26 protein-coding genes are annotated in these 24,053 nt (G+C 41.3%); 11 read left to right on the forward strand and 15 right to left on the reverse strand.

From position 1 onward, the window contains the following. From ADG81_RS07475 to tsaB, 7 genes are all read right to left on the reverse strand, one after another. A partial coding sequence (locus tag ADG81_RS07475) for a TetR/AcrR family transcriptional regulator (protein ID WP_049551370.1) occupies positions 1-417 on the reverse strand: 417 nt, incomplete at its 3' end. A gap of 143 nt (positions 418-560) precedes the next feature. Then, positions 561-1,787 carry an MFS transporter gene (locus ADG81_RS07480; protein ID WP_004254988.1) on the reverse strand — a complete coding sequence of 409 codons (1,227 nt, stop codon included), beginning with the start codon at positions 1,785-1,787 and terminating at the stop codon, positions 561-563. Between the two features lie 121 nt (positions 1,788-1,908). Further along, positions 1,909-2,193: a bacteriocin immunity protein gene (locus ADG81_RS07485; RefSeq protein WP_004254985.1), complete on the reverse strand. Its 285-nt coding sequence runs from the start codon at positions 2,191-2,193 to the stop codon at positions 1,909-1,911. Positions 2,194-2,423: 230 nt separating this feature from the next. Next, entirely contained in the window at positions 2,424-3,287 is an 864-nt protein-coding gene (locus ADG81_RS07490) for an Rgg/GadR/MutR family transcriptional regulator (protein ID WP_004254984.1), read from the reverse strand. Positions 3,288-3,390: 103 nt separating this feature from the next. Further along, a complete protein-coding gene (gene tsaD / locus ADG81_RS07495; RefSeq protein WP_049551371.1) occupies positions 3,391-4,401 on the reverse strand; it encodes a tRNA (adenosine(37)-N6)-threonylcarbamoyltransferase complex transferase subunit TsaD in 1,011 nt (336 codons plus the stop codon). After that, on the reverse strand, positions 4,391-4,828 hold the full coding sequence (rimI, locus tag ADG81_RS07500) for a ribosomal protein S18-alanine N-acetyltransferase (RefSeq protein WP_020901819.1): 438 nt from the start codon (positions 4,826-4,828) through the stop codon (positions 4,391-4,393). Before rimI ends, tsaD begins: the two co-directional genes overlap by 11 nt. Next, complete coding sequence (gene tsaB, locus ADG81_RS07505; protein WP_020901818.1) at positions 4,825-5,508, reverse strand: tRNA (adenosine(37)-N6)-threonylcarbamoyltransferase complex dimerization subunit type 1 TsaB; 684 nt, start codon at positions 5,506-5,508, stop codon at positions 4,825-4,827. Before tsaB ends, rimI begins: the two co-directional genes overlap by 4 nt. A gap of 177 nt (positions 5,509-5,685) precedes the next feature. Between tsaB and cibA the strand changes: the two genes are divergently transcribed. Together cibA and cibB are read left to right on the forward strand one after the other, a co-directional pair. After that, positions 5,686-5,871 carry a fratricide two-peptide bacteriocin subunit CibA gene (gene cibA / locus ADG81_RS07510; protein ID WP_000180841.1) on the forward strand — a complete coding sequence of 62 codons (186 nt, stop codon included), beginning with the start codon at positions 5,686-5,688 and terminating at the stop codon, positions 5,869-5,871. Position 5,872: 1 nt separating this feature from the next. Continuing rightward, positions 5,873-6,025, forward strand: a complete 153-nt coding sequence (gene cibB / locus ADG81_RS07515) for a fratricide two-peptide bacteriocin subunit CibB (RefSeq protein ID WP_000974044.1) — start codon at positions 5,873-5,875, stop codon at positions 6,023-6,025. Between the two features lie 301 nt (positions 6,026-6,326). On the opposite strand, the gene ADG81_RS07520 is transcribed toward cibB, so the two are convergent. Then, positions 6,327-6,542 (reverse strand): hypothetical protein, encoded by a 216-nt coding sequence (locus ADG81_RS07520; protein ID WP_049500723.1) that lies wholly within the window; start codon positions 6,540-6,542, stop codon positions 6,327-6,329. Positions 6,543-6,819: 277 nt separating this feature from the next. Between ADG81_RS07520 and ADG81_RS07525 the strand changes: the two genes are divergently transcribed. Both ADG81_RS07525 and rnjA read left to right on the forward strand, forming a co-directional pair. Beyond that, positions 6,820-7,053: a DNA-dependent RNA polymerase subunit epsilon gene (locus tag ADG81_RS07525; RefSeq protein WP_000639571.1), complete on the forward strand. Its 234-nt coding sequence runs from the start codon at positions 6,820-6,822 to the stop codon at positions 7,051-7,053. Between the two features lies 1 nt (position 7,054). Beyond that, positions 7,055-8,734, forward strand: a complete 1,680-nt coding sequence (rnjA, locus tag ADG81_RS07530) for a ribonuclease J1 (RefSeq protein WP_049551372.1) — start codon at positions 7,055-7,057, stop codon at positions 8,732-8,734. A gap of 188 nt (positions 8,735-8,922) precedes the next feature. On the opposite strand, the gene mnmG is transcribed toward rnjA, so the two are convergent. From mnmG to mnmA, 3 genes are all read right to left on the reverse strand, one after another. After that, positions 8,923-10,836: a tRNA uridine-5-carboxymethylaminomethyl(34) synthesis enzyme MnmG gene (mnmG, locus tag ADG81_RS07540; protein WP_049551374.1), complete on the reverse strand. Its 1,914-nt coding sequence runs from the start codon at positions 10,834-10,836 to the stop codon at positions 8,923-8,925. A 9-nt stretch (positions 10,837-10,845) separates the two neighbouring features. Then, positions 10,846-11,301, reverse strand: a complete 456-nt coding sequence (locus tag ADG81_RS07545; RefSeq protein WP_049551375.1) for an NUDIX hydrolase — start codon at positions 11,299-11,301, stop codon at positions 10,846-10,848. 140 nt (positions 11,302-11,441) lie between these two features. Next, complete coding sequence (gene mnmA / locus ADG81_RS07550) at positions 11,442-12,563, reverse strand: tRNA 2-thiouridine(34) synthase MnmA (protein ID WP_049551376.1); 1,122 nt, start codon at positions 12,561-12,563, stop codon at positions 11,442-11,444. A 516-nt stretch (positions 12,564-13,079) separates the two neighbouring features. Here mnmA and ADG81_RS07555 point away from each other — a divergent pair. Continuing rightward, positions 13,080-13,952 carry a hypothetical protein gene (locus ADG81_RS07555; protein ID WP_049551377.1) on the forward strand — a complete coding sequence of 291 codons (873 nt, stop codon included), beginning with the start codon at positions 13,080-13,082 and terminating at the stop codon, positions 13,950-13,952. Between the two features lie 185 nt (positions 13,953-14,137). Here ADG81_RS07555 and ADG81_RS07560 read toward each other — a convergent pair whose 3' ends face one another. Further along, positions 14,138-14,725: a hypothetical protein gene (locus ADG81_RS07560; RefSeq protein WP_049551378.1), complete on the reverse strand. Its 588-nt coding sequence runs from the start codon at positions 14,723-14,725 to the stop codon at positions 14,138-14,140. A gap of 321 nt (positions 14,726-15,046) precedes the next feature. On the opposite strand from ADG81_RS07560, the gene ADG81_RS07570 reads away from it, so the two are divergent. After that, positions 15,047-15,910 (forward strand): helix-turn-helix domain-containing protein, encoded by an 864-nt coding sequence (locus ADG81_RS07570; RefSeq protein WP_049551379.1) that lies wholly within the window; start codon positions 15,047-15,049, stop codon positions 15,908-15,910. A gap of 51 nt (positions 15,911-15,961) precedes the next feature. On the opposite strand, the gene ADG81_RS07575 is transcribed toward ADG81_RS07570, so the two are convergent. After that, on the reverse strand, positions 15,962-16,609 hold the full coding sequence (locus ADG81_RS07575) for a LysM peptidoglycan-binding domain-containing protein (RefSeq protein ID WP_049551380.1): 648 nt from the start codon (positions 16,607-16,609) through the stop codon (positions 15,962-15,964). Positions 16,610-16,848: 239 nt separating this feature from the next. Here ADG81_RS07575 and sdaAB point away from each other — a divergent pair, with 239 nt between their 5' ends. The 3 genes from sdaAB to ADG81_RS07590 are packed head-to-tail and all read left to right on the forward strand — an operon-like array spanning position 16,849 to position 19,055. Further along, on the forward strand, positions 16,849-17,520 hold the full coding sequence (gene sdaAB / locus ADG81_RS07580; protein WP_000838912.1) for an L-serine ammonia-lyase, iron-sulfur-dependent subunit beta: 672 nt from the start codon (positions 16,849-16,851) through the stop codon (positions 17,518-17,520). Between the two features lie 8 nt (positions 17,521-17,528). Next, the gene (gene sdaAA, locus ADG81_RS07585) at positions 17,529-18,401 is read left to right on the forward strand and encodes an L-serine ammonia-lyase, iron-sulfur-dependent, subunit alpha (RefSeq protein WP_000500041.1); all 873 of its coding nucleotides are present in this window, start codon (positions 17,529-17,531) and stop codon (positions 18,399-18,401) included. 21 nt (positions 18,402-18,422) lie between these two features. Beyond that, the gene (locus ADG81_RS07590; RefSeq protein WP_000200878.1) at positions 18,423-19,055 is read left to right on the forward strand and encodes an HAD-IA family hydrolase; all 633 of its coding nucleotides are present in this window, start codon (positions 18,423-18,425) and stop codon (positions 19,053-19,055) included. Positions 19,056-19,271: 216 nt separating this feature from the next. On the opposite strand, the gene ADG81_RS07595 is transcribed toward ADG81_RS07590, so the two are convergent. Continuing rightward, positions 19,272-21,122 carry a polysaccharide biosynthesis protein gene (locus ADG81_RS07595; RefSeq protein WP_045605200.1) on the reverse strand — a complete coding sequence of 617 codons (1,851 nt, stop codon included), beginning with the start codon at positions 21,120-21,122 and terminating at the stop codon, positions 19,272-19,274. An 85-nt stretch (positions 21,123-21,207) separates the two neighbouring features. After that, the gene (locus ADG81_RS07600; RefSeq protein WP_001291454.1) at positions 21,208-22,038 is read right to left on the reverse strand and encodes a glycosyltransferase; all 831 of its coding nucleotides are present in this window, start codon (positions 22,036-22,038) and stop codon (positions 21,208-21,210) included. Positions 22,039-22,192: 154 nt separating this feature from the next. Between ADG81_RS07600 and ADG81_RS07605 the strand changes: the two genes are divergently transcribed. After that, positions 22,193-23,359, forward strand: coding sequence for a CynX/NimT family MFS transporter (locus tag ADG81_RS07605; protein WP_049551381.1), 1,167 nt, complete (start codon positions 22,193-22,195; stop codon positions 23,357-23,359). Between the two features lie 369 nt (positions 23,360-23,728). Then, complete coding sequence (locus ADG81_RS07610) at positions 23,729-24,043, forward strand: YdcP family protein (protein WP_000420682.1); 315 nt, start codon at positions 23,729-23,731, stop codon at positions 24,041-24,043. The last annotated feature ends 10 nt before the right edge of the window (positions 24,044-24,053 follow it).

The following is a 24,053-nucleotide window of genomic DNA, read 5'->3' on the forward strand; positions in this document are numbered from 1 at the left end:
TTCTGATATAAGTTTTTGACAAACTTGTTCATTCAAGTCCAAAAAGATAGCTTTCTGTGGTGCAATGTCTGCTTCCAATTCTTCTGGTGTCGCAATCATTGCCTCAAAGAAAATGTGGCTATGTTCTGGGTATTGCTGATAAAATTGGTGACGTCTTTCCATATAATCAGCTAAGGAGGGCACTTGACCTTCCACCCCCAGAAACACTGCCAAAGCTTTCTCAAAACTCTCCTGAAAACAAGTTAGATAGAGGTCTGATTTCCCTGAAAAATTATGATACAAAACTCCTTTGGAAATACCATCCACTTTACAAAGTTCATTGATGACAAAACCTTGATAGCCTTTTGTAGCAAATTCAAACAAAGCAGCGGTAATGATTTCCTCTCTTCGTAGTCTTGTTTTTTCTTCTTTTCTCATGTATTTATCTCTACATTTTTGAATTATAAACCGATTGGTCTGAAATGTCAAGCAACTTTCTCAAAAATTTAACAGTCTGCTGATTGTAGCCATCATAAACAGACTGGAATCCAGTCTCAAACATATAATATACACATTCTTCGCTAAATGTTTTCACGGATATTCAAGAGTATGATAAAGGCAGCTAGAAGAAATAGCAATAAAACAAAGCTAACTGCCAGAGTTCCAAAGCTAGTAGCAATGGTTACCAAAGCTATTGTAAATAAGCTAGGTAAAACAACTGTAATGGCACCGATAGAGGATTGAACTGCTCCCATTGACTCCTCAGGTATTTGTTTAAAAATGAGTTCCTGTAATCGAGGAGAGAGGATACCTGCGAAAAAGGCATCCAAGGCACTAAAGATAAGAATCCAGTCAAAACGAACTGCCACAAAGCCAACTAAAAGGAGTAATTGGATAATAAGCGAGGCATATAGGGCTAGTTTTATGGAGATTGTATTCTTCAGATAGCCACTCACAAGGCTTCCGACAATAAGGGCTGACAATTCAAGGGTGGATAACAAGGCAAGAGATTGACCTGTTTGTAAATTCAAAAAGGGCTGATTCCTCAAAAACAGAGTAGAAACAGGAACTGTAACATTTATCACTGCTTGACTAATAGAGATAATAAACAAAACCAAGAGCACCTTATTCATATTCCATATCAATTTTGATGATTGGAGCAGATGCTGGCAAAAGGATTTTACAGAGAGTCCTTCTTGATAGCTAATCGTTTTTTCTACTTTCAAGAGGTCTGTTTTTATGAAAAGAATACCTAAAAATGCGATTAAAAAGGTCAGAGCATTCAGTAAGGAAATAGACTGGATAGATAGAATACCTAGTAAGACTCCTCCTAGAATATTACTGATTGTTTTCACTAAACTAACAGTTGACTGTTTAAATCCAATAGCTTCTGCCAGATGGTCTTGCCCAATAATTCTAATGAAAATCGGAGTGAGCATGGCGCCTGAAAAATAACTCAATGTGTCAGATAAGAGGTTAATCAGACAAATAAATGCTACTAATAACAAGGAAAAGGACTGCCCTGAAAGTGATAAAGAAACGATAGAGTAAAGCAAAAATTTTGCAAAACTAATCATTGTATATTTTAGGACACGATGATGTTGAAAATCCGCCAAAACTCCCAGAAAGATTTGCAGAACTTGAGGAAGGGTTTCTGAAATCGTGATCAGTAAAATCGCCAAAGGGGCAAAAGATGCATCTGCCACATAATTCAAAAAGGCCAGATAAAAAATCGTATCCCCAACCGTTGAAATCCACTGGTTGATGGTTAATTGCCTAAAATTTCTATTTTGAAGAAATACTTTCATCACAACTCCTTTTAAAGTTCCAGTGTATAGAAAACAAGACTTGGTTTAATATTGAACTCCAAGCCTTGCTCATATTCAGATTCATCCATTATATGATGTTCATGCCGTATTTTATAATAAATCATATCTTAAAAATACCAGACCACACTATTCCCTGCTTGTATTTAGCTTCTTTCTTTTGGACAAATTTTGCTAAATCCAACAACTCTGTCGGCGGTTCACCTTTAAAGCTCAACAATTCTTTAGAGACGGCAAAAGAAAGACGTACAGCTAACAAATCTTCATTAGTACTAGAGAACTGTTTTGCTGTTTCCAGCAATTGCTTCCTAAATTCTTCCGTCAAGCTAATTTCTTTATTATTGTATAGGGAATGAATTAACATTTGTAACTGACTTTGTTTTTCCATCGTTTACCTCATTTTATCTAGGACGCCAAGTTTCACTTTTAGTCCAGCCATTTACAGTATGCTCATAATTAAACATATACTGTACGAATTCCCATCTATAAACCACTTCTGCGACTTAGGATCTGCTTGAAGTGCTTTACAAGGATAGTATAACACGAAAATTAGCTTATTTTAGAAAATCGCATATTTGATATTTTTTCTTATAGAAATTTCAGATTTGCAATTGTTGACTACTCAATAAGTTCTTTGTATTGCTTCAAACGCAATTCGAAGAGGGCTAGCAATTGTGGATTTTCTAATACTTGCAGAGATTGGATAAATCTTTCAATCTCTTTTTGATTGCTTCCTTTGGTTTGAAGGAAAATCTTCATTTTCTTTAAAAACTGCCACAATACTTTTTCAAAAACATCGTATGGACGAAGCATGCTCTCTAGCTCAGCTTCAAAAATTGGGATATAAGAGAAAAGTTTACGCTCCATGAGTTCTGATATAATATTCAGAAATCCACTTTTCATATACAATCGATTATGTACCAACTCTTTAAATTCCCTAGATTTCTCAATTAAAGCGGTCGATAAAAATATCAAATCTTGATTGCTCAAGAAGGGCATGGTATTGCAAAAGAGATAGAGTTCAAACCAGGTCCAAGACTCAATAGCATAGAGATAGATAGTCAAAAACTCGCTATCTTCTTTTACTAATGGATAGTTCTTATTTAAGGAATGGAGTGCGTTTTTAATTACAATGGCATTCAAACGACGATAGGTCTCTGCCATCTGTTCTTGCTCGACTTCCTCCAACAGTTGCTCTAAACCAGCTATATCTTGGTGGGCAAAGCGATCCACAACCTTTCTACCAATTCGCATATGTGGAGATTCTTGATAGTTGTTGAGCTTGTGCCCAAACTCATCAAAGGTCACATTTATACCTTGGATAGCTAGAATCAACTTATCTGCAGACAGCATAGACTGCCCTAGTTCGAACTTGGATAGCTGAGAAGCTGTTAGTCCAGCACAAGCCACATCTGACTGCTTGAGCTTTCTAGCCAAACGTAATTCCTTGTAAAATTCCCCCAATTCCATTCTCCCAATCATCTGACCACCTCCTATTCTTTATATATTATATCATTATTTACATTTATTTGTCAAAATATTCTGACATTTCGGCAAGTAAAAAAGTCAGCCTTAAGCTGACTCTTTATTCCATAGTATCAAAAGCGAGACTTGGTTTGGCATTGAGGCCCAAGTTTGCAAAGTTTTCTTTGTTCCACTCGCTAACGCTAGCATAGGCAATCATACCTGCATTGTCTCCGCAGAGGCGCAGAGGTGGAATGATGACATTGACATCTGTGATTTCAGTTGCTAGGCGTTCTCTAAGGCCTTTATTGGCTGCTACCCCACCTGCCACGACAAGGGTTTTAACAGGGTACTTCTCCAAAGCCTTCTTAGTTTTTGCCATGAGAATATCCAGGACAGCTGCTTGGAAGGATGCACACAAGTCCTCTGTAGACAGACTTTCTCCCTTTTGCTCGGCATTATGGTGAAGATTGATAAAGGCAGATTTCAAACCTGAGAATGAAAACTCCAGATTATCTTCCTTAATCATGGCACGAGGAAAGTCATAAATATCCTGCCCCTGATGAGCCAGCTCGTCAATCTCACGACCGGCAGGATAGGTCAAGCCCATGACACGGCCGACCTTATCATAGGCCTCACCAACCGCGTCATCTCGCGTTTCCCCAACAATCTTGTAGTCACCAGCCTCCGAAACATAAACCAACTCTGTGTGTCCACCGCTGACCAAGAGGGCTAGCAAGGGAAACTCCAAAGGCTCCACGCTCTGAGCTGCCATAAGGTGACCAGCCATGTGGTTAACGGGAATCAGCGGAAGTCCATGTGCCCAAGCAAAGGCCTTAGCAGCTGATAAACCAACTAGTAAAGCTCCCACCAAGCCAGGTCCATAGGTAACCGCCACAGCTGTTACATCGTCTTCGGTAATCCCTGCTTCTGCCAACGCCTCCTCGATGCAGGCTGTAATGACCTCGACATGGTGACGACTGGCTACTTCTGGCACTACGCCCCCAAAACGTTTGTGGCTCTCAATTTGACTAGCAATGACATTAGACAAGAGCTCATCGTCGTTTTTCAAGACGGCGACACTGGTCTCATCACAGGATGTCTCAAATGCTAAAATATATCTATCCTTCATCTATTTCTCTCTTCATGATAATGGCATCCTCGACTGGGTCATGGTAGTAGGCCTTTCGCTCAGCGATGACTGCCATCTTTTCTTTCTTGTAAAATGCTTGTGCTCGGTGATTTGACTTTCTGACTTCGAGGAAAATCTCCTTGTCTGTCGGCAATTGAGCAAACAAGGCTGATGCAATTCCCTGACCCTGATAGGTTTGTTTGACAGCGATTTGCAGGACTTCTGCCTCAAAAAGATTCTCCTGCACAGCTAGAAAGCCAATCACTTCTTCCCCATCATAAGCTAGAGCATACCAAGTCTGGTCTTGGGACAGGTCTGCTTGGATTTGTTCCAGCGTCCAAGGACTGACTGGGTAAACAGCTATCATAACAGCGTAGATGGCTTGAGCCAGATCAGGTTGCTGGTGAGTTCGTTTGATTTCTATCATAGGCGTTTAATGTAGGACTTACCAGACTCGGTATGGTTCTTGAGCCAGTTTTCCTCAGCCTCAACACGCTTGAGGTAGTTCGGCACAAAGTCATGCAAGGAGTCTGCTTCCTTGTCCCAAGCCAAAAGAGCAAGATTGGCTGCATTAGGCAAGGTTTCTTTGTAATTAGTCCTTGGCAAGTGTTCTTGAATCTGCTCCACAAAGGGGGCAACTTCTCCGACAAAGGTTACCTGACTAGCACCCTTAACTTTCTCTAACACCTCTTCAAAAGATAGGTGCGCTTCTGGCATGACAGGTTTGGCATTTTCATAAAATCCTGCATAAACATTGTTGCGACGCGCATCCATCAAGGGAACGAACAAGCCTTCTTGTTGGTAGGGCACCAGAGCCAAGAGGCTAGACATACCAACTAACTCAATGTTCAGGGTATGAGCCAAAGTCTTGGCAGTTGCTACCGCGATTCGCAAACCTGTGTAGCTACCTGGCCCTTCCGCCACCACGATTCGGTCCAAATCCTTGGGTGTCCAATCCAAACTTGCCATCAAAAAATCGATGGCAGGCATAAGGGTAATACTGTGATTTTTCTTAATATTAATCGTCGTCTCGGCAAGAACCTGCTTGTCCTCTAAAATAGCGAGAGAAAGAGCCTTGCTGGACGTATCAAAAGCTAATACTTTCATAACACATTCCTATCTTTTTGTCTGCTTACTATTATACTACAAAAGCTGGCACATGGGAATTTTCTTTGCCCCCAAACAAAAATGCCTATACTTAGCTAAAAAATAATTTAAAAAATGCTCACTTTTCCTTTTCTTTTCCGAATATAAAAGTGAACAAGAAAAAAGGAGGAAAGTTCAATGACAAATTTTGACGTTCTTGACAATCAATTTTTATCCTTATCTGAAAATGAATTATCAGATATTGATGGCGGTCTCGCTCCCTTGGTTATCTTTGGAGTAGCAGTATCTTGGAAAGCTATTGCAGGTGGAACAGCACTTATAGGTTCTGGTTTGGCAGCTGGTTATTTTTTAGGAGGAGATTAATATGATGAAAGATTTGAACAACTATTGTGAAATTTCTAATAAGGAATTGCAAGAAATAAAGGGTGGTTTTGGTGTAGGTGTTGGTATCGCTTTATTTATGGCAGGTTATACCATTGGAAAAGACCTTCGTAAAAAGTTTGGTAAGTCATGCTAGATAAAAAACACATTTTTAGAAGGATAAATTTTATTATCTTTATCTCTTATAGTTTGCTCAGCATTCTCAATGATTTAAACATTACTACTATCCCTTTACCAATCGATTTATCTGTTTGTATTGTTTTGTTTTTAGTCTTCAACTCTATTTTTGAGCAGAAGAATCATTAATATAAAGCTAATAAGCTCTGAAAATTCCATTGTCATGTCATTTTAGAAAAATGCAAAGACCACCTCATCTTGATAGATGGGGTGGAATTTTCTTTGCCCCCAAACAAAAATACCCCAGCAGAGCAGGGCATCTAAGCATTTAATCCAAAGTAAAATATAAACCAAACTACATAGGTTACGAGGAGGAGAAAAAGCGAGTAGAGAGTCACAAAGGTAATTTTCCACAAGAACTTGGTTTGTCGTTGTTCCAGTTTGGCAAATAGAAGATTCCCTCCATAAACGCAAGCAACAAAAACAATAAAAGCTACTAAGCGAGCTCCGATAGCAAAAGCAAATAAATTATACATAGGGCAACCTCCTTGACTTAAAAACTATAGGGAATTGTGACAAATGATAAATTCCACTTCCATTATCAAAATAACATATTTTCTTTATTTTTGCAAACGCTTACCAACGAGTAACCCTATGACTTTCTCGTTTCCGTCTTTTACTAATTTTTCATTTTGTGGTATAATTGAAATAATTGTAACGAATCAAGGTCAATCTAGACAAAAATGGAATGAAATCAAGCAATTCTCTGCTAAAAGTTTGGAATAAGCTGACCTGTAAATAGAAAGGAACTATATGATTTACAAAGTTTTTTATCAAGAAACAAAAGAACGTAGCCCACGCCGTGAAACAACACGCGCACTATACCTAGACATCGATGCTAACTCAGAACTTGAGGGCCGTATCGCTGCTCGCCAACTTGTCGAAGAAAATCGCCCAGAGTACAATATCGAGTATATCGAACTCTTGTCTGACAAATTGCTAGATTACGAAAAAGAAACTGGCGCCTTCGAAATTACGGAGTTCTAATATGGCCTACACTCTTAAACCTGAAGAAGTCGGCGTTTTTGCCATCGGTGGTCTGGGAGAAATCGGGAAAAACACTTACGGGATTGAATACCAAGACGAGATTGTTATCGTCGATGCTGGGATTAAATTCCCAGAAGATGACTTGCTGGGTATCGACTATGTCATTCCTGACTACTCATACATCGTGGACAATATCGACCGCGTCAAGGCTGTCTTAATCACACACGGACACGAGGACCACATCGGTGGGATTCCTTTCCTACTCAAGCAAGCAAATGTCCCTATCTATGCTGGACCACTTGCCTTGGCTTTGATCCGTGGGAAACTCGAAGAACACGGCCTCTTGCGCAACGCCAAACTTTACGAAATCAACCACAACACTGAGTTGACCTTTAAAAATCTCAAGGCAACTTTCTTTAGAACGACTCACTCTATTCCAGAGCCTTTGGGGATTGTCATTCATACTCCTCAAGGGAAAATTGTCTGTACGGGTGACTTCAAGTTTGACTTAACACCAGTTGGTGAACCAGCAGATTTGCACCGTATGGCTGCGCTTGGTGAAGAAGGTGTACTCTGTCTCCTGTCTGACTCGACAAATGCAGAAATTCCAACCTTTACCAACTCTGAAAAAGTCGTTGGCCAGTCCATCATGAAGATTATCCAAGGCATTGAAGGACGTATCATCTTTGCATCCTTTGCCTCAAATATCTTCCGTCTCCAGCAAGCGACAGAAGCCGCTGTTAAGACTGGACGCAAGATTGCGGTCTTTGGTCGCTCTATGGAAAAAGCCATTGTCAACGGAATCGAGCTTGGTTACATCAAAGCTCCTAAGGGAACCTTTATCGAGCCAAATGAAATTAAAGACTACCCTGCGGGCGAGGTTCTCATCCTCTGTACAGGTAGTCAGGGGGAACCGATGGCTGCCCTCTCTCGTATCGCCAACGGAACCCACCGTCAGGTACAACTCCAACCTGGTGATACAGTTATCTTCTCTTCAAGTCCAATCCCTGGAAATACGACTAGCGTCAACAAGCTGATCAATATTATTTCAGAAGCTGGTGTCGAAGTTATCCACGGTAAAGTGAACAATATCCATACATCTGGACACGGTGGCCAGCAAGAGCAAAAACTCATGCTCCGCTTGATTAAGCCAAAATACTTCATGCCTGTACACGGTGAATACCGCATGCAAAAGGTCCACGCTGGACTAGCAGTGGATACTGGTGTTGAGAAGGACAATATCTTTATCATGAGCAATGGTGATGTGCTTGCCCTTACCGCAGATTCTGCTCGTATCGCAGGTCATTTCAACGCCCAAGATATCTATGTCGATGGAAATCGTATCGGTGAAATCGGTGCTGCTGTCCTTAAAGATCGTCGCGATTTATCTGAAGACGGTGTCGTTCTGGCAGTCGCAACTGTCGACTTCAAGTCTCAGATGATTCTATCTGGTCCAGACATCCTCAGCCGAGGCTTTGTCTACATGAGAGAGTCTGGCGACTTGATTCGCCAAAGCCAGCGCATCCTCTTCAATGCCATTCGTATCGCACTGAAAAACAAGGATGCTAGCGTGCAATCAGTCAATGGTGCCATTGTCAACGCTATTCGCCCCTTCCTTTATGAAAATACAGAACGTGAACCGATCATCATCCCGATGATTCTCACACCAGACGAAGAATAATACTCTTCGAAAATCTCTTCAAACCACGTTAACTTCGCCTTGGATTATATATGTAACTGACTTCGTCAGTTCTATCTACAACCTCAAAGCAGTGCTTTGAGCAACCTACGGCTAGCTTCCTAGTTTGCTCTTTTATTTTCATTGAGTACAAGTCAACAAAACAGCCCCGTCATCGGAGCTGTTTTTCTCTATGCTTTCTTTTCTTGATTTTTAGAAATACTACGATTTTTACCTTCAAGATACACCATCAAAATAGAAATATCTGCTGGGTTTACTCCCGAGATACGGCTAGCTTGGCCGATGGTTTCTGGATTGATGAGTTTGAACTTCTGACGGGCTTCTGTCGCGATAGAATCAATGTCATCCCAATCAATATTGGCTGGAATGCGTTTTTCTTCCATACGTTTCATCTTGGCAACCTGATCCATGGCTTTGGAAATATAGCCTTCGTACTTGATTTCTGTTTCAATCAATTCGATAATTTTGTCATCCAAGTCCTCTGCTGCTGGTCCGATGAAGGCCACCACATCTTGATAAGAAACTTCTGGACGGCGAAGGAATTCCTTGGCTGTCACTGCATCTGTCAACGGCCTGAAGCCCATCTCCTCAACCTTGGCATTGGTTTCCTTGACTGGCTTGAGTTTGATGCTATCTAGTCGCTTCATCTCATTGTCAAATTGATTTTTCTTGATTTCAAAACGAGCCCAGCGTTCATCATGCACAAGTCCAATCTCGCGTCCCATCTCTGTCAAACGCATATCGGCATTGTCATGACGAAGAATGAGACGGTATTCAGCACGACTGGTCAAGAGACGGTAAGGTTCAATGGTTCCCTTGGTCACCAAGTCATCAATCATCACCCCGATATAGCCGTCACTGCGCTTCAAAATTAACTCAGGCTTGCCTTGGATTTTCAGAGCCGCATTGATACCCGCGATAATCCCTTGGCCTGCTGCCTCTTCGTAACCTGACGTTCCATTTGTCTGACCAGCAGTGAAAAGTCCTGAGATTTTCTTGGTTTCCAGAGTCGCACGCAACTGGTGAGGCAAGACCATATCATACTCAATGGCATAACCTGTTCGCATCATCTCTGCATTTTCCAAACCTTTGATGGAATGAACCAAGTCACGCTGGACATCCTCAGGCAGACTGGTTGAAAGTCCTTGAACATAGACTTCCTCAGTATTGCGCCCTTCTGGCTCAAGGAAGAGTTGGTGACGTTCCTTGTCCGCAAAGCGCACAATCTTGTCCTCAATCGATGGGCAGTAACGAGGTCCCACTCCCTTGACCACACCTGTAAACATAGGCGCACGGTGGAGGTTATTTTGGATAATCTCATGACTGGTACCATTGGTATAGGTCAACCAGCATGGCACTTGGTCCTTGACATAATCCTCATCACGTGAAGTGTATGAGAAATGATTAGGCGCTTCGTCTCCTGGCTGAATCTCGGTCACGTCATAATTGATAGAAGAAGCCTTGACACGTGGAGGGGTTCCCGTCTTGAAACGACCAATTTCGAGTCCCAATTCCTTGAGATTATCGGCAAGGTTAATCGAAGCTAGGCTGTGGTTAGGACCTGATGAATACTTAAGGTCTCCAATGATAATTTCCCCACGGAGGGCCGTCCCTGTCGTCACGATAACAGCCTTAGCAGCATACTCTTGATGGGTCGCTGTACGAACACCGACAACTTTGCCGTCTTCAACCAAAATCTCATCAATCATGGTCTGACGAAGAGTCAGATTTTCTTGATTTTCAACCGTCTTGCGCATCTCCTTAGAGTAAAGCTCCTTGTCAGCCTGCGCACGAAGAGCACGGACAGCTGGCCCCTTACCTGTATTGAGCATCTTCATCTGGATGTAAGTCTTGTCAATGGTTTTGGCCATCTCGCCACCGAGGGCATCGACTTCACGAACGACAATTCCCTTGGCAGAACCACCGATAGAGGGATTACAAGGCATGAAAGCCAGCATTTCAATGTTGATGGTCGCAAGCAGGACCTTACAGCCCATACGGCTAGCGGCCAAGGAAGCCTCAACACCAGCGTGTCCCGCACCGATTACAATAATATCGTATTCTTCAGTAAAATTATAAGTCATGTTTCTCTCCTATTCCTCAAGATGAATGTGTCTTAGTTGACCGTCCCAAGTGGGTAGGGCTGTCTTTAAAAAGGCTGGAACTAGCTGGAAATCCTCTAGCTTATCCAAGTCAATCCATTCGCAGGGTTGCCTTTTCTCATCTTCCTGCATGGTCAATGGGGCATCTTCAAGCAAATCCACCAGATAATGAAACTCGATATTGTGATAGGAAACACCGCCCTGTTCAAAACGATTTTCAACCACGAAAGCTAGTTGCCCAGCTTGAGCTTTGACACCCAGTTCTTCCTTCACTTCACGGACTACCGCGTCTTCCGTGCTTTCATTGACTTGGATCGCACCGCCAATTGTGTAATACTTGCCCTTTTCTTTGGTGACTAGAAGCTTACGATTTTGGACAATCAAAGCTGTCGCCCGAACTCCAAAAACCGTATTTCCTACTTTTGTCCGAAAGTCTTGCTGAGTCATTCTTGTCCTTTCCCTTAAACGACACAAAAACAGTCAAAACTCCAAAGAAGTGCAGGACAAAAAAGCCTGCAACATCCATGAGCTTTGACCATCATTTCTATTGCTTTTATTATTGTAGCAAATTGAGAAAATTTGTCAATCTAAATGTACTGACAAACTTGTCCATCTCGATAAGCATTGTCAATCAAGCCACCACCTAGACACTCTTCACCATCGTAAAAGACAACTGCCTGACCTGGTGTGATGGCGCGTTGAGGTTCCTCAAAGATGACCTCTGCCTTGTCTCCTTTGACATGGACGGTCACCTTCGAATCAGGCTGACGATAGCGGAATTTAGCCGTACATTCGAGCGTAAACTCCTCTGGCATATCACGAGTAAAGTGGACTTGGCTAGCCTCTAGGCTGGTTGACATGAGCGAATCATGGTAGAAACCTTGGCCTACATAGAGGATATTCTTGCTGAGGTCTTTTCCGACAACGAACCAAGGGGCATTGTCTCCACCGTGTTGCCCACCGATACCTAGACCTCCACGCTGACCAATCGTATAGTACATCAGACCTGCATGCTCGCCCATATCGCGACCATCCACAGTCATCATGCGACCAGGCTGAGCTGGCAGGTAGTTGCTGAGGAAATTTTTAAAGTTCTTTTCTCCGATAAAGCAAATCCCTGTCGAGTCTTTCTTCTTGGCAGTCGCAAGGCCTGCTTCTTCTGCTAGTTTTCGTACTTCAGGCTTTTCCAAATGTCCCAACGGGAACATGGTTTTTTGAAGTTGTTCTTGCGAAAGTTGGCTGAGGAAATAGGTTTGGTCCTTGCCATTGTCCACGCCACGAAGCATGTGAACAATACCATCCTCATCACGCGCTACTCGAGCATAGTGCCCAGTCGCAACATAGTCTGCACCTAAAGTCATGGCATAGTCCAAAAAAGCCTTAAACTTGATTTCCTTATTGCACATAACATCTGGATTGGGCGTGCGTCCTGCACGATATTCCGCTAGGAAATACTCAAAAACGCGGTCCCAGTACTCTTTTTCAAAGTTGACAGAGTAGTAAGGAATGCCAATCTGGTCTGCCACCGCAGACACATCCTTGTAATCTTCGGTCGCCGTACAGACGCCGTTTTCATCTGTGTCATCCCAGTTCTTCATGAAGATACCGATCACATCGTAGCCCTGCTCCTTGAGTAAAAGAGCCGTCACCGACGAATCAACACCACCACTCATCCCCACAACAACACGTGTTTTAGAGTTATCACTCATGGTAAGTCTCCCATCTATTCGTTTATTTATACCCCTCAAAATTCTATTTACTATGACTTTCAATAGAATTTCTTCGAGTATAGTCTTTTCGTTTGCTTTTAGGACTAGGCAACGAGTCGCAGGCATAACTTGAGTTCGCTCAATCAGTCTGGGAGACTGATTGAGGTTATAAATCAGACAAGCTCAGCTTGCATCTCATTTAGAGTTAACGACGTAATAAAAGATAAACGAAATGACTAGTTCACGATTGAAGGTCGTGTGTGCTTAACGATTGAAGGTCGCTTGAGCAGTATTCATTATAACATGCTTGGTTGGAGAAGACAAGAAAGAGACTGATAATCTACAAGCTCTCTGCAAATACATATATAATTGTTTGAAATGAGGGTAATTTATAGCTTAATCCCGCTACTGCTTATTATCTTATTTATAAAATAAACTAAAAATGATATACTATATTGAGGAGGAATACGTACATGATCCCTTAAAGATACTACCATCCATGTACGTAGAACGATTGTGAAAAACTACAAAGATATTCTAAAATCAAAAAACACCATTTTTACTATTATCATTGTCGCAAGTCTTGGACTTTTAATAGGTTTAGTCATTCATCAAGAAAACATCTTAACAGAACGAGGCAATATTGCTTTCTTCAAACGGCAAAAAAATGAACAAGATGTCGAACAAGTAAAAAAAGCCATCAAAGATTTTAATATCGATTCTGAAACAATTATAGAGGATTGGAAAAAAATTCAAGAATTGAAGCCAAACACTGACGAAGGCAAGCAAACATTAGCAGACTTTCTTGCTACTACTGCCGATAAAATCACAAATCATTATACTGAAAAAGCTTTAAAAATGGATATAAAGGAATCCGATAGTCAGTTTGAAGACAAACAAACACTTGAAACAGCCATCACTTCCTTACAAAAAATACTAGAAATCATTAAAAGTATCAACTCCACAAGCGAACAAGCCACTATTGATGAAAAAATAAAACCCATTCAAGAACTGATTTCTAAGTTCCAAAAGCAAGTTGAAGTCTTGACCAAAAAAGAAGGACAACAGACTGACAAAAAAGAAACAGGAACGACTAGTAGCGAGGGGGAAAGAGAAACCTATTCTTCAGGAGGAGGGAGCTACACTCCATCCTATACTGAGTCAAATGGGAGCAGATACAGTTCACAAGCGCCTGCAAGCGAACCACCTTCATCTGATAGTGCTGGCAGCAGCGGAAATGATGTGGCAAGTACACAAAATCAAGCAGCTAATACTTCAGAAGCTCAAGCAGAAACTAATACCAATAGTAACAATGCTGGAGTTCCCACAACAAACAGTGATGATCTCGCTAGTTTAGGTGGCGGAGTTACATCATTCGGTCAGCAGTAAGCAATCGGCTATCACTAATTTAATTGTCTTTTATCGAACAAAGTACATAAAAGGCTAGCAAAAACTAACTTCTAAATAAAACCACACAGTCATTCCAATATTGAACATAATCAAATTGAAAGGGATACTGTGTGGTTTTTGAATTGTTGAACATTCAGAGATTCCATTTTTGGGGCAATTGTCTATCAGAATGTCCTTTTATCTGTCAATAATCCGAGAAAATCTTGTCGTTTCAAGTCGGAGAAATGTTTGGTAGAGAGACTTCCCTTTTGAAGTCCATCATCTCTGACCTGCAAATAATAGCTATGTTGGCTTGTTTTAATTGTCAAAAAATCGCCCAATACAAAAACTCTTTTCCAGTTGCGAATCTCAAATTCTTTCATCTCTGATTTTGGAATGCGGATAAGTCCTTGCCGCAAATCGCGATGGTGCTCACTTGTGAAAGTCATCCCATTCCCAAGATTTCTTATCAGCAGTTCATCTGGAGTCACCATCACCAGCGCTATTTTAGTTAAGAAAATTTCAACTGTTGGTGGTAAAATCGCCAAATTAAACCAGGGATGTAGGTAGCGATAGGCTAAGAAATAATGAGGCTCCTCACCCAATCCTAGTTGTTTATATAAGGCCTTGACCTCACTATCTAACCTCGCTTCAAAAGACACATCCGAATGCTCTTCTTCCTTCCTCTGATTAAAATAACGCATCCAGACTAGGAAACCTATAAAGACTAGGACAAATATTCCTGATAAAAGATATTTTAAATTGTAGTTCATCGCTTAACCTCCTGATTCACGACTCTACATAAAGCAGAGGCCTATTTATTTTGAAAATAGTTCCATCACAACTTTAAATAAGACGGGTGTCATTAAAATTAGGATAATTCCTATCACAAATATCATAACTACTCGAAAAAGTTCCTTATTTTTAAACATTTTATCCCCCCTTTTCTAGCTACATCATAGTACTGTTAAGCCCATTTTAAAATTATACCAATCTTATTTTAGTTTTATTTTCTACTTTTTATATTACTATGATACAATATTTTTAATAGGATTTTATTATTTGTTAACTTTTTTCACGAAAAGGAGAAAATCATGCGTTATGATTTCGGAAAGGTCTATAAAGAAATACGTGAGTCAAAAGGATTGACCCAAGAAGAGATCTGTGGAAATGTTCTCTCAAGAACCAGCCTATCAAAGATTGAAAGTGGTAAAGTAACTCCTAAATATGAAAATATGGATTTTCTTCTCCGGCAAATGAATATGAGTTTTGAAGAGTTTGACTACATCTGCCATCTCTATCAGCCGAGCCAACGGACAGAAATCATGCAAACTTATCTCAATATGAATTCCATCATTGGTGGCAGTGGTCTAGTTGATTTTTTTGAAACATGCCAAAACTATCTCAAGACCCATCACGATCTGCCTATAGAAGAAATCAGGGATATGCTGGAAGTTGTCATTCATATCCGTCAATATGGTACAGAGAAACTGTCAGACCAAGTGAAACAAACTGTCAAAAAACTTTGGGAAAAAATTGAAAAACAAGATACATGGTATGAAAGTGACCTAAAAATCCTCAATACCATCCTTTTCAGCTTTCCCATTGAACACCTCCATCTCATCACTGGAAAAATCCTGCAACGCTTGGAAGTCTATAAAAACTATCAACATTTATATGACTTACGAATGGCAATCCTACTCAACATTTCCACCATTTACTTATACCATCAAGACAAAAACATGTGTCAACAAATCTGCTATACTTTACTAGAGGATGCCAAGAACAAGAAAAGCTACGATATGCTTGCTATCTGCTATGTCCGTATTGGGATTTGTAGGGATGATGCCAAACTTATCCAAAAAGGGTTCTCCCTTCTAGAGCTGACCGATGAAACTTCCATTCTAGCCTTTCTCAAAAAAGAAGTGGAGATCTATTATCAACCGAAAGAAATATAAAAAAGTCGAGGGATTTCCTCGACCTTTTCATATTATTCTGTTCGTTATTTCTTAATACCAGCCGTTATTAAGCCAGAAGTTTTTAGCGGCTGACCATGAACCGTAACGTCCTGCAACGTAAGCATCTGCTACACGTTCTTGGTTTTCAGCTGAGTAATCACCGTTCAAGTATGAATCTGTCAATTGGTAACGTCCAATGTATTGGCCGTTTGTAGCTGTATAGCTACCACCTGATTCTTTTTGAGCGATCCATTCTTTAGCTTCTGCTTCAGATCCACTTACAGTTGCAGCTGGTGCTGAAGTTTCTGCTGTAGCAACCGTTTCTTCTGCTGCAGGTGCGCTTGCCACTGGAGCTTCTTCTGCTACTTCTGTAGTTTCTGCTACTGGAGCTGAAACAGTTTCATCTTGAGCAGCTGGTGCCGCATAAGTAGCTGGCGCTGGTGTTGCAACAGGTGCTACAGGACCATCGATAACCAACTCTTGACCAACATAAATCAAATGAACGTTGTCGATGTGGTTGTTTTCTGCCAATTTCTCAACAGTTGTGTTGTGAGTTTCAGCGATTTCTGAAAGTGTATCACCTTCTTTAACAGTGTAAGTTGATGATTCTTGAGCAGATACAAATGATGGAGCAAATACTGCAAACAAGGCAGCTACTCCTGCAAGAGTTGTTTTAATCTTTTTAGTTGTTGATTTCATATTTGAAAATTCTCCTTCTTTCTATAGTTCTATCATACCCTTTAAATATTACCGTTTCTTGACACTTTTATGTAGAAATATTACAAAATTATTTTTTATTTCTCTAAATAAGCCATTTTTTGTTACAAAAGATGCTTTTTTATGCTATTTGTAGTGTAAAAAGGTTTTCATCCACAATTAAAGCCAAGACCTTCATTCTTTGATATAATAGAGATAAGAATTTTTATAAGGGGAAACTGATGAAATCACTTCGTTTTCAATCTGTCTTTGATATCATCGGACCAGTTATGATTGGCCCATCTAGTAGCCATACAGCTGGTGCTGTTCGTATTGGGAAGATTGTCTCTTCCATTTTTGATGATACTCCGACAGAAGTCGAATTCCAACTATTTAACTCATTTGCCAAGACCTATCGTGGTCACGGAACAGACCTAGCCCTTGTTGCAGGTATTTTGGGCATGGATACAGATGATCCTGAAATCCCAAACAGCCTGGAAATTGCCCACAAGCGTGGCATCAAGATTGTCTGGACCATTCAGAAAGACAGCAATGCCCCTCACCCAAACACCACTAAAATTACCGTCAAAAATGCTCATAAGACCATTAGCGTGACTGGTATTTCTATCGGGGGAGGAAATATTCAGGTAACTGAACTCAATGGCTTTGCCGTCTCTCTCAATATGAATACACCGACTATCATCATTGTTCATCAAGATATTCCAGGTATGATTGCCCTCGTAACAGAGGCCCTTTCCCGCTATGGTATCAATATCGCTCAGATGAATGTTACTCGTGAAAAAGCTGGTGAAAAAGCTATTATGATTATCGAAGTTGACAGTCGCAACTGTGATGAGGCCATCGAAGAAATTCGAAAAATCCCTCATCTCCACAATGTCAATTTCTTTAAATAGGAGGAAGCATGTTTTATTCTATCAAAGAATTGGTCGAGCAAGCAGATCTGGACTTTCAAGGAAATGTCGCAGAACTCATGATTACAACAGAGTTTGAATTGACCGGTCGCGAACGTGAAGAAGTCTTCCTTCTCATGGAACGCAATCTGGAAGTCATGAAAGCCTCTGTCCAACTTGGTCTCAATGAAAATAAATCTCGTAGTGGCCTGACAGGTGGAGATGCTGCCAAATTGGATCACTACATTAAAAACGGAAAAACTCTGTCAGATTACACGATTCTCTCTGCTGCCCGAAATGCCATTGCAGTCAATGAACACAATGCCAAAATGGGCTTGGTTTGTGCCACTCCAACCGCTGGAAGTGCTGGCTGTCTGCCTTCCGTTCTCACTGCTGCTATTGAAAAATTAGACCTCAGCCACGAGCAACAGCTGGATTTTCTCTTTGCTGCCGGTGCCTTTGGACTAGTCATCGCAAACAATGCCTCTATCTCAGGTGCTGAAGGTGGCTGTCAGGCCGAGGTTGGTTCGGCCTCTGCTATGAGTGCTGCAGCCTTGACTCTAGCTGCCGGTGGAACACCTTATCAGGCCAGTCAGGCCATTGCCTTTGTCATTAAAAATATGCTAGGCCTCATCTGTGACCCTGTTGCCGGCTTGGTTGAAGTTCCCTGTGTTAAACGTAATGCCATGGGAGCTAGCTTTGCCTTCATCGCAGCAGACATGGCCCTGGCAGGTATCGAATCTAAAATTCCTGTGGATGAAGTTATCGATGCCATGTACCAAGTAGGAGCAAGCATGCCAACTGCCTTTCGTGAAACAGCTGAAGGTGGACTCGCTGCCACCCCTACTGGTCGTCGCCTCCAAAAAGAAATTTTCGGAGAATAACTTATCAAAATAGGAGAAACCATGACCTCTATCACAGCTATCTTTTTCGATCTGGATGGAACCCTCGTTGACAGTTCTATCGGGATTCACAATGCCTTTACCCATACCTTTAAGGAGTTGGGGGTACCTAGCCCTGATGCCAAAACTATTCGTGGTTTTATGGGACCGCCCCTCGAAAGTAGTTTTGCGACCTGCCTTCCCAAAGACCAAATTTCTGAGGCTGTCCAGATATACCGTTCTTACTATAAGGAGAAAGGCATCCATGAAGCTCAACTCTTTCCTCAGATTGTAGACTTGCTTGAGAAGTTATCGAGCAATTACCCTCTTTATATCACCACTACAAAGAATACTCCAACCGCTCAAGACATGACTAAAAACTTGGAAATCTATCATTTCTTTGATAGCATTTATGGTTCCAGCCCTAAAGCACCCCATAAGGCAGATGTCATTCGCCAAGCCTTGCAGGCACATCAACTAGCACCGGAACAAGCCATCATCATCGGAGATACCAAGTTTGATATGATGGGAGCTCAAGAAACAGGCATTCAGAAATTGGCCGTCACTTGGGGATTTGGAGAGCAAGCAGACTTGCTAAACTATCATCCTGATTTTATCGCTCACAAACCCATAGAAGTTTTGGAGTATTTTCAATAATATAACGGAGACTGGGCAAATACTCAATTTCATACTCTTCGAACCACGTTAGTTTTCTCTGTAACCTCAACGCTGTGCTTTGAGTAACCTTCGGCTAGCCTCCTAGTTTGCTCTTTGATTTTTATTGAGTATCAGAATAAAATGAAGCAAGTTTACACATAACAAAACGCATATTACCAAGGTTTTTCAAGACCTGATAATATGCGTTTTTCTTTTTTATTCAACGTGGGTAGTTTGATTGGCAAAGGCGATAATAGCTTGCTTCAACTCATCTCCACTAAGAGTGCGGAACTCTTCAATTTTTTGATCGATGGCTTCTAGAGGCATGACATTAACCTTACCAACGAAAATCTTATCCATAACCTGGTTATCAACCAATTCGGTCGAAACCAAGAGTTCTTCGTAAAGTTTTTCGCCTGGGCGGATTCCAACTTCAACAATTGGAATTTCGCTTTCGGTGTGTCCACTTAGAAGGACCATTTTCTTGGCCAAGTCATAAATCTTGACTGGTTTGCCCATATCAAGGATAAAGACTTCTCCATCCTTGGCATAGGCACCAGCATGGATAACCAAACGGCTAGCTTCTGGAATAGTCATAAAGTAACGGGTCATGCGGAAGTCTGTCACCGTTACAGGACCACCTTCAGCAATCTGACGTTCAAAGACTGGAATCACACTACCACGGCTACCAAGTACATTCCCAAAACGAACTGCACAGTAGGTTGATTGGCTACGTTGGTTAAAGCCAGTGACAATCAACTCAGCCACGCGCTTGGTTGCTCCCATAACATTTGGTGGATTAACCGCCTTATCTGTCGAAATCATAACCATCTTAGGTACTTTAGCTTCATCAACAGCCTTAGCAACATTGTAAGTTCCACGAATATTGTTTTTGAAGGCTTCTTTTGGATTGCGCTCCATCATAGGAACGTGCTTGTGAGCAGCCGCATGATAAACAATAGCTGGCTTGTACTGCTCAAAGACTTGCAACAAGCGGTCATAGTCTTGAATATCGGCAATAACTGGTACATAATCAATCCCTTGGAACTTGCGAATCAATTCATGATAAACAAGGTAGATTGAGTTTTCCCCATGACCGAGCAAGACGATGCGTTCAGGATTAAAGCGACTAACTTGGCGACAGATTTCAGAACCGATTGAACCACCAGCCCCTGTGACTAAGATTGTCTTACCTGTCAGTTCTGCGCCCAGACGCGATTCATCAAGACGAATTTCCTGACGACCCAAAAGGTCTGTGATATCAATCTTCTGGAAGCCTCCACCTGCTTGGTGAAGCCCTTGAACAACCGTTTCAACCTTAGGCATCTTGTAACACTTGACACCCAGCTTATTACACATCTGCAAGATACGTTCATATTCTGACGGGTCAAGCGACGGAATCGCAACGATAACACGCTCGATTTGATGGCGTTTGGCTAATTCAGGCAGATCATCATATGAACCCAAAACAGGAATTCCACCAAGTTTTTGGCCCTTTTTCTTAGAATCCTTGTCCAAAATACCGACAAGTTCTAATTCACTAGTTGGATGTTGGTAACTATCCATAAAGAGAGCTCCACCATCACCGGCACCAATCAAGAAAGTCCGACGGTGTTCTCCATCACCACTTCCCTTTTTGCGTTTAGAGTAGATTAACTGCCAAGTAATCCGTGGCAATAAAATTAAGAAAGTACTCAACAAGATAAAGAGCACGATAAAACGGATGGAGAAGAGAGGCAAGAAGGCATAGCAGATACTATATGACAAGATACTGCTAGCAGTCACACCAAAAAAGATTTTCATGAAATCCGTAATCTTACTGTAACGACTGATACTAGCGTTCAATCCCCAAAATCCAATCATCAATTGATAGAACAGGAAGGCCAAACTCGTGTAGATGATGTAGTCAACAGGTGCTGGATTAATCAATCCGTAGAATAAGATATAAGATACAATGATGGAAACCACCATACTCAAAATATCAAATATTCCCCAGAAAACCTGTTTTTGTTGTTTATTTAAAATTTCCACCAGATCAATCACATAATCTGTGAGTTTTTTATTCATAGAAATTTACTCCTCCTTAAAAGAGCCGAATAGTTATATTGTTATTATAACACTTTTTCTCTAGTTTATGATTTGCTACAATCTTTTACTTGCTTTTTCGTAACAGTTTCATAAAAATAAACTGTCGGACAAATCCAGGACAAAGGGCAACCACCATCTGAATGGCAACACTCTTGGCATACTCCATGTAAGAAATTTGTCCTCGCTTCAGCATGCGTTGACGAGCTTGACGATAGAGTTTGAGGTAACGCAGTCCCCCACGACGCTCAAACATTCCTGCTCCAACACGAACCTTACACAAGATTTGATCCAGATTTCCAGTCTTAGCTCCTGCAGCAATCATATTGAGCCAGAGGAGGTCATCCTCCATATAAAGCCCATCCTCATAGTTGCCTGCCTTGAGAACCATGTCCTTCTTGAACATGACAGTCATGTGGTTAAAGGCACTTCTCATCCTTTGATAAGCTACAATATCTGCATGCTGGGTTGGAACACGACGGTAAGAAACAATCTCATCAGGATTGTCAATAAACTCTGCAATATGTCCACCTAATAGGTCGAGGTTTTCCTTCTCCATTAGCTGAACCTGTTTCTCAAAACGGTCTGGAACAGCTATATCATCCGTATCCATACGAGCGATGATATCGTACTGACACTGCAAAACACCCTGTCGAAGAGCCAGACCCAAACCTTGATTATGCTCAAGAGGATAGCGTTTCACTGGAATATCAGACTCAGCTTCAAGCTGGTCTAATACCTGATAGAGCTCAGGTGTCAAAGGCCCATCCTCAACCAGAACCAATTCGCTCGGTTTCAGGGTCTGATTTTGAACACTCTCAATAGCATCCTTTAAAAATGTCGGATTTTCCTTGATATAGACCGATATCAATACGCTGATTTTTTGCTTTTCAGACACAGTTTTTCTCCAATGTATAGATTTCCTTCCACTATTTTATCATAATTTTCAAGACTTTCCCATTTTTATCTTGAAAGCCCAAAACCTTACTTGACATTATAAGGAAAAAACCTTAAAATAAGCTGTTATTAAAATCAGCTAGAAGAGGTATTATATGAAAAAGCAATCACTCTTTTTTGTTCCAGGTATTATACTAATTGGTGTTTCCTTGCGGACTCCTTTTACTGTTTTACCCATTATTTTGGGAGATATTTCGCGAGGGCTGGGAGTAGAAGTTAGTTCGCTTGGTGTCTTGACCAGCCTTCCCCTCCTCATGTTTACCCTCTTCTCGCTCTTTTCTACCCGGCTGGCTCAGAAAATTGGCTTAGAACATCTCTTCACCTACAGCCTCTTCTTCTTGACCATCGGCTCACTGATTCGACTAATCAATCTGCCCCTGCTCTATCTAGGAACCTTGATGGTTGGGGCAAGTATCGCAGTCATCAATGTTCTGCTTCCTAGTCTCATCCAAGCCAATCAACCAAAGAAAATTGGTTTTCTGACTACCTTATATGTAACTTCTATGGGGATTGCAACGGCTCTGGCCTCCTATCTGGCTGTGCCTATTACACAAGCCAGTTCTTGGAAAGGACTTATCATCCTCCTCACCCTGCTCTGCCTAGCAACTTTTTTGGTCTGGCTGCCTAATCACCGCTATAATCACAGACTGGCTCCACAAACCAAACAAAAAAGCAAAACAAAGGTCATGCATAATAAACAGGTCTGGGCAGTGATTGTCTTTGCAGGTTTTCAATCCTTGCTCTTTTACACCGCTATGACCTGGCTACCTACCATGGCCATCCATGCAGGCCTATCCAGTCACGAAGCTGGCTTGCTAACCTCTATCTTCTCCCTGATTAGCATTCCTTTTTCAATGACTATCCCAAGCCTGACAACCAGCTTGTCTACTCGCAACCGTCAGCTCATGCTCACTCTGGTTTCACTGGCTGGCGTGGTCGGTATTTCCATGCTCTTTTTCCCAATCGGTAATTTCTTTTACTGGCTTGCCATCCATATCCTCATCGGAACCGCGACCAGCGCCCTCTTCCCCTATCTCATGGTCAACTTTTCACTCAAGACAAGCGCCCCTGAAAAGACTGCACAATTGTCTGGTTTATCTCAAACAGGAGGCTATATCCTAGCAGCCTTTGGGCCAACCCTCTTTGGTTACAGTTTTGACCTTTTCCACTCTTGGGTGCCAGCTGTAGCTGCCCTCTTACTCGTCGATATCCTGATGACTGTGGCCCTCTTTACAGTGGACAGAGCTGATAAAATCCTTTAAACTTCTAGTTTTGGCTAGAAGTTTTTTAAAAATAAAAATAGCATAAAAATCTAGTTATCCGCATAAAAACTGGACTTATCACACTTTATCAAGGTCAAAACCACTCAATTTACTACTAATTTACTACTTATGAATGAGCTTTGATACGACGATTTATCCTTGAAAAGTGAAGATATAAAGATACTTCCAATAAAATTTGAATATTTAATAGGTAGACACTTCAAAAAATGAGGTGTCTATTTTTTTACCCGATTTTGAAAGGAAGTGAACTTATGAAAACAAAAAATCAAGAATCAAAAGGTCGTTCCCCACTCTTTAAGACCATCAAACATTCATTCAGCCAATAAAAAAGAAAGGATAGGTAAAAATATGGAACTTAAATTTGTGATTCCCAACATGGAAAAAACATTCGGCAATTTAGAATTTGCTGGCGAGGATAAAGTCGTTCAGCGAAGAATCAACGGACGGCTAACTGTCTTATCAAGAAGCTATAATCTCTATTCTGATGTTCAAAGAGCAGATGATATTGTGGTGGTGCTTCCTGCTGAAGCTGGCGAAAAACATTTCGGCTTTGAGGAACGTGTGAAGTTAGTCAATCCACGTATTACCGCAGAGGGCTACAAAATCGGCACTCGTGGTTTTACAAATTACCTTTTACATGCTGACGACATGATAAAAGAATAAAGAAAGAGAG

The sequence above is a fragment of the Streptococcus pseudopneumoniae genome (genome assembly GCF_001070815.1).
Classification (GTDB): domain Bacteria; phylum Bacillota; class Bacilli; order Lactobacillales; family Streptococcaceae; genus Streptococcus; species Streptococcus pseudopneumoniae_P.

Excerpts from the sequence above, each read along its gene's own strand:
- mnmG (WP_049551374.1), bottom strand. The coding sequence starts at position 10,836 with ATGACTTATAATTTTACTGAAGAATACGATATTATTGTAATCGGTGCG.
- ADG81_RS07595 (WP_045605200.1), bottom strand. The coding sequence starts at position 21,122 with ATGAATAAAAAACTCACAGATTATGTGATTGATCTGGTGGAAATTTTA.
- mnmA (WP_049551376.1), bottom strand. The coding sequence starts at position 12,563 with ATGAGTGATAACTCTAAAACACGTGTTGTTGTGGGGATGAGTGGTGGT.
- rimI (WP_020901819.1), bottom strand. The coding sequence starts at position 4,828 with ATGATAGAAATCAAACGAACTCACCAGCAACCTGATCTGGCTCAAGCC.
- sdaAB (WP_000838912.1), top strand. The coding sequence starts at position 16,849 with ATGAAATCACTTCGTTTTCAATCTGTCTTTGATATCATCGGACCAGTT.
- ADG81_RS07560 (WP_049551378.1), bottom strand. The coding sequence starts at position 14,725 with ATGAACTACAATTTAAAATATCTTTTATCAGGAATATTTGTCCTAGTC.
- ADG81_RS07545 (WP_049551375.1), bottom strand. The coding sequence starts at position 11,301 with ATGACTCAGCAAGACTTTCGGACAAAAGTAGGAAATACGGTTTTTGGA.
- ADG81_RS07480 (WP_004254988.1), bottom strand. The coding sequence starts at position 1,787 with ATGAAAGTATTTCTTCAAAATAGAAATTTTAGGCAATTAACCATCAAC.
- tsaB (WP_020901818.1), bottom strand. The coding sequence starts at position 5,508 with ATGAAAGTATTAGCTTTTGATACGTCCAGCAAGGCTCTTTCTCTCGCT.
- sdaAA (WP_000500041.1), top strand. The coding sequence starts at position 17,529 with ATGTTTTATTCTATCAAAGAATTGGTCGAGCAAGCAGATCTGGACTTT.
- rnjA (WP_049551372.1), top strand. The coding sequence starts at position 7,055 with ATGGCCTACACTCTTAAACCTGAAGAAGTCGGCGTTTTTGCCATCGGT.
- ADG81_RS07490 (WP_004254984.1), bottom strand. The coding sequence starts at position 3,287 with ATGATTGGGAGAATGGAATTGGGGGAATTTTACAAGGAATTACGTTTG.
- tsaD (WP_049551371.1), bottom strand. The coding sequence starts at position 4,401 with ATGAAGGATAGATATATTTTAGCATTTGAGACATCCTGTGATGAGACC.
- ADG81_RS07570 (WP_049551379.1), top strand. The coding sequence starts at position 15,047 with ATGCGTTATGATTTCGGAAAGGTCTATAAAGAAATACGTGAGTCAAAA.
- ADG81_RS07610 (WP_000420682.1), top strand. The coding sequence starts at position 23,729 with ATGGAACTTAAATTTGTGATTCCCAACATGGAAAAAACATTCGGCAAT.
- cibA (WP_000180841.1), top strand. The coding sequence starts at position 5,686 with ATGACAAATTTTGACGTTCTTGACAATCAATTTTTATCCTTATCTGAA.
- cibB (WP_000974044.1), top strand. The coding sequence starts at position 5,873 with ATGATGAAAGATTTGAACAACTATTGTGAAATTTCTAATAAGGAATTG.
- ADG81_RS07575 (WP_049551380.1), bottom strand. The coding sequence starts at position 16,609 with ATGAAATCAACAACTAAAAAGATTAAAACAACTCTTGCAGGAGTAGCT.
- ADG81_RS07485 (WP_004254985.1), bottom strand. The coding sequence starts at position 2,193 with ATGGAAAAACAAAGTCAGTTACAAATGTTAATTCATTCCCTATACAAT.
- ADG81_RS07590 (WP_000200878.1), top strand. The coding sequence starts at position 18,423 with ATGACCTCTATCACAGCTATCTTTTTCGATCTGGATGGAACCCTCGTT.
- ADG81_RS07520 (WP_049500723.1), bottom strand. The coding sequence starts at position 6,542 with ATGTATAATTTATTTGCTTTTGCTATCGGAGCTCGCTTAGTAGCTTTT.
- ADG81_RS07605 (WP_049551381.1), top strand. The coding sequence starts at position 22,193 with ATGAAAAAGCAATCACTCTTTTTTGTTCCAGGTATTATACTAATTGGT.
- ADG81_RS07525 (WP_000639571.1), top strand. The coding sequence starts at position 6,820 with ATGATTTACAAAGTTTTTTATCAAGAAACAAAAGAACGTAGCCCACGC.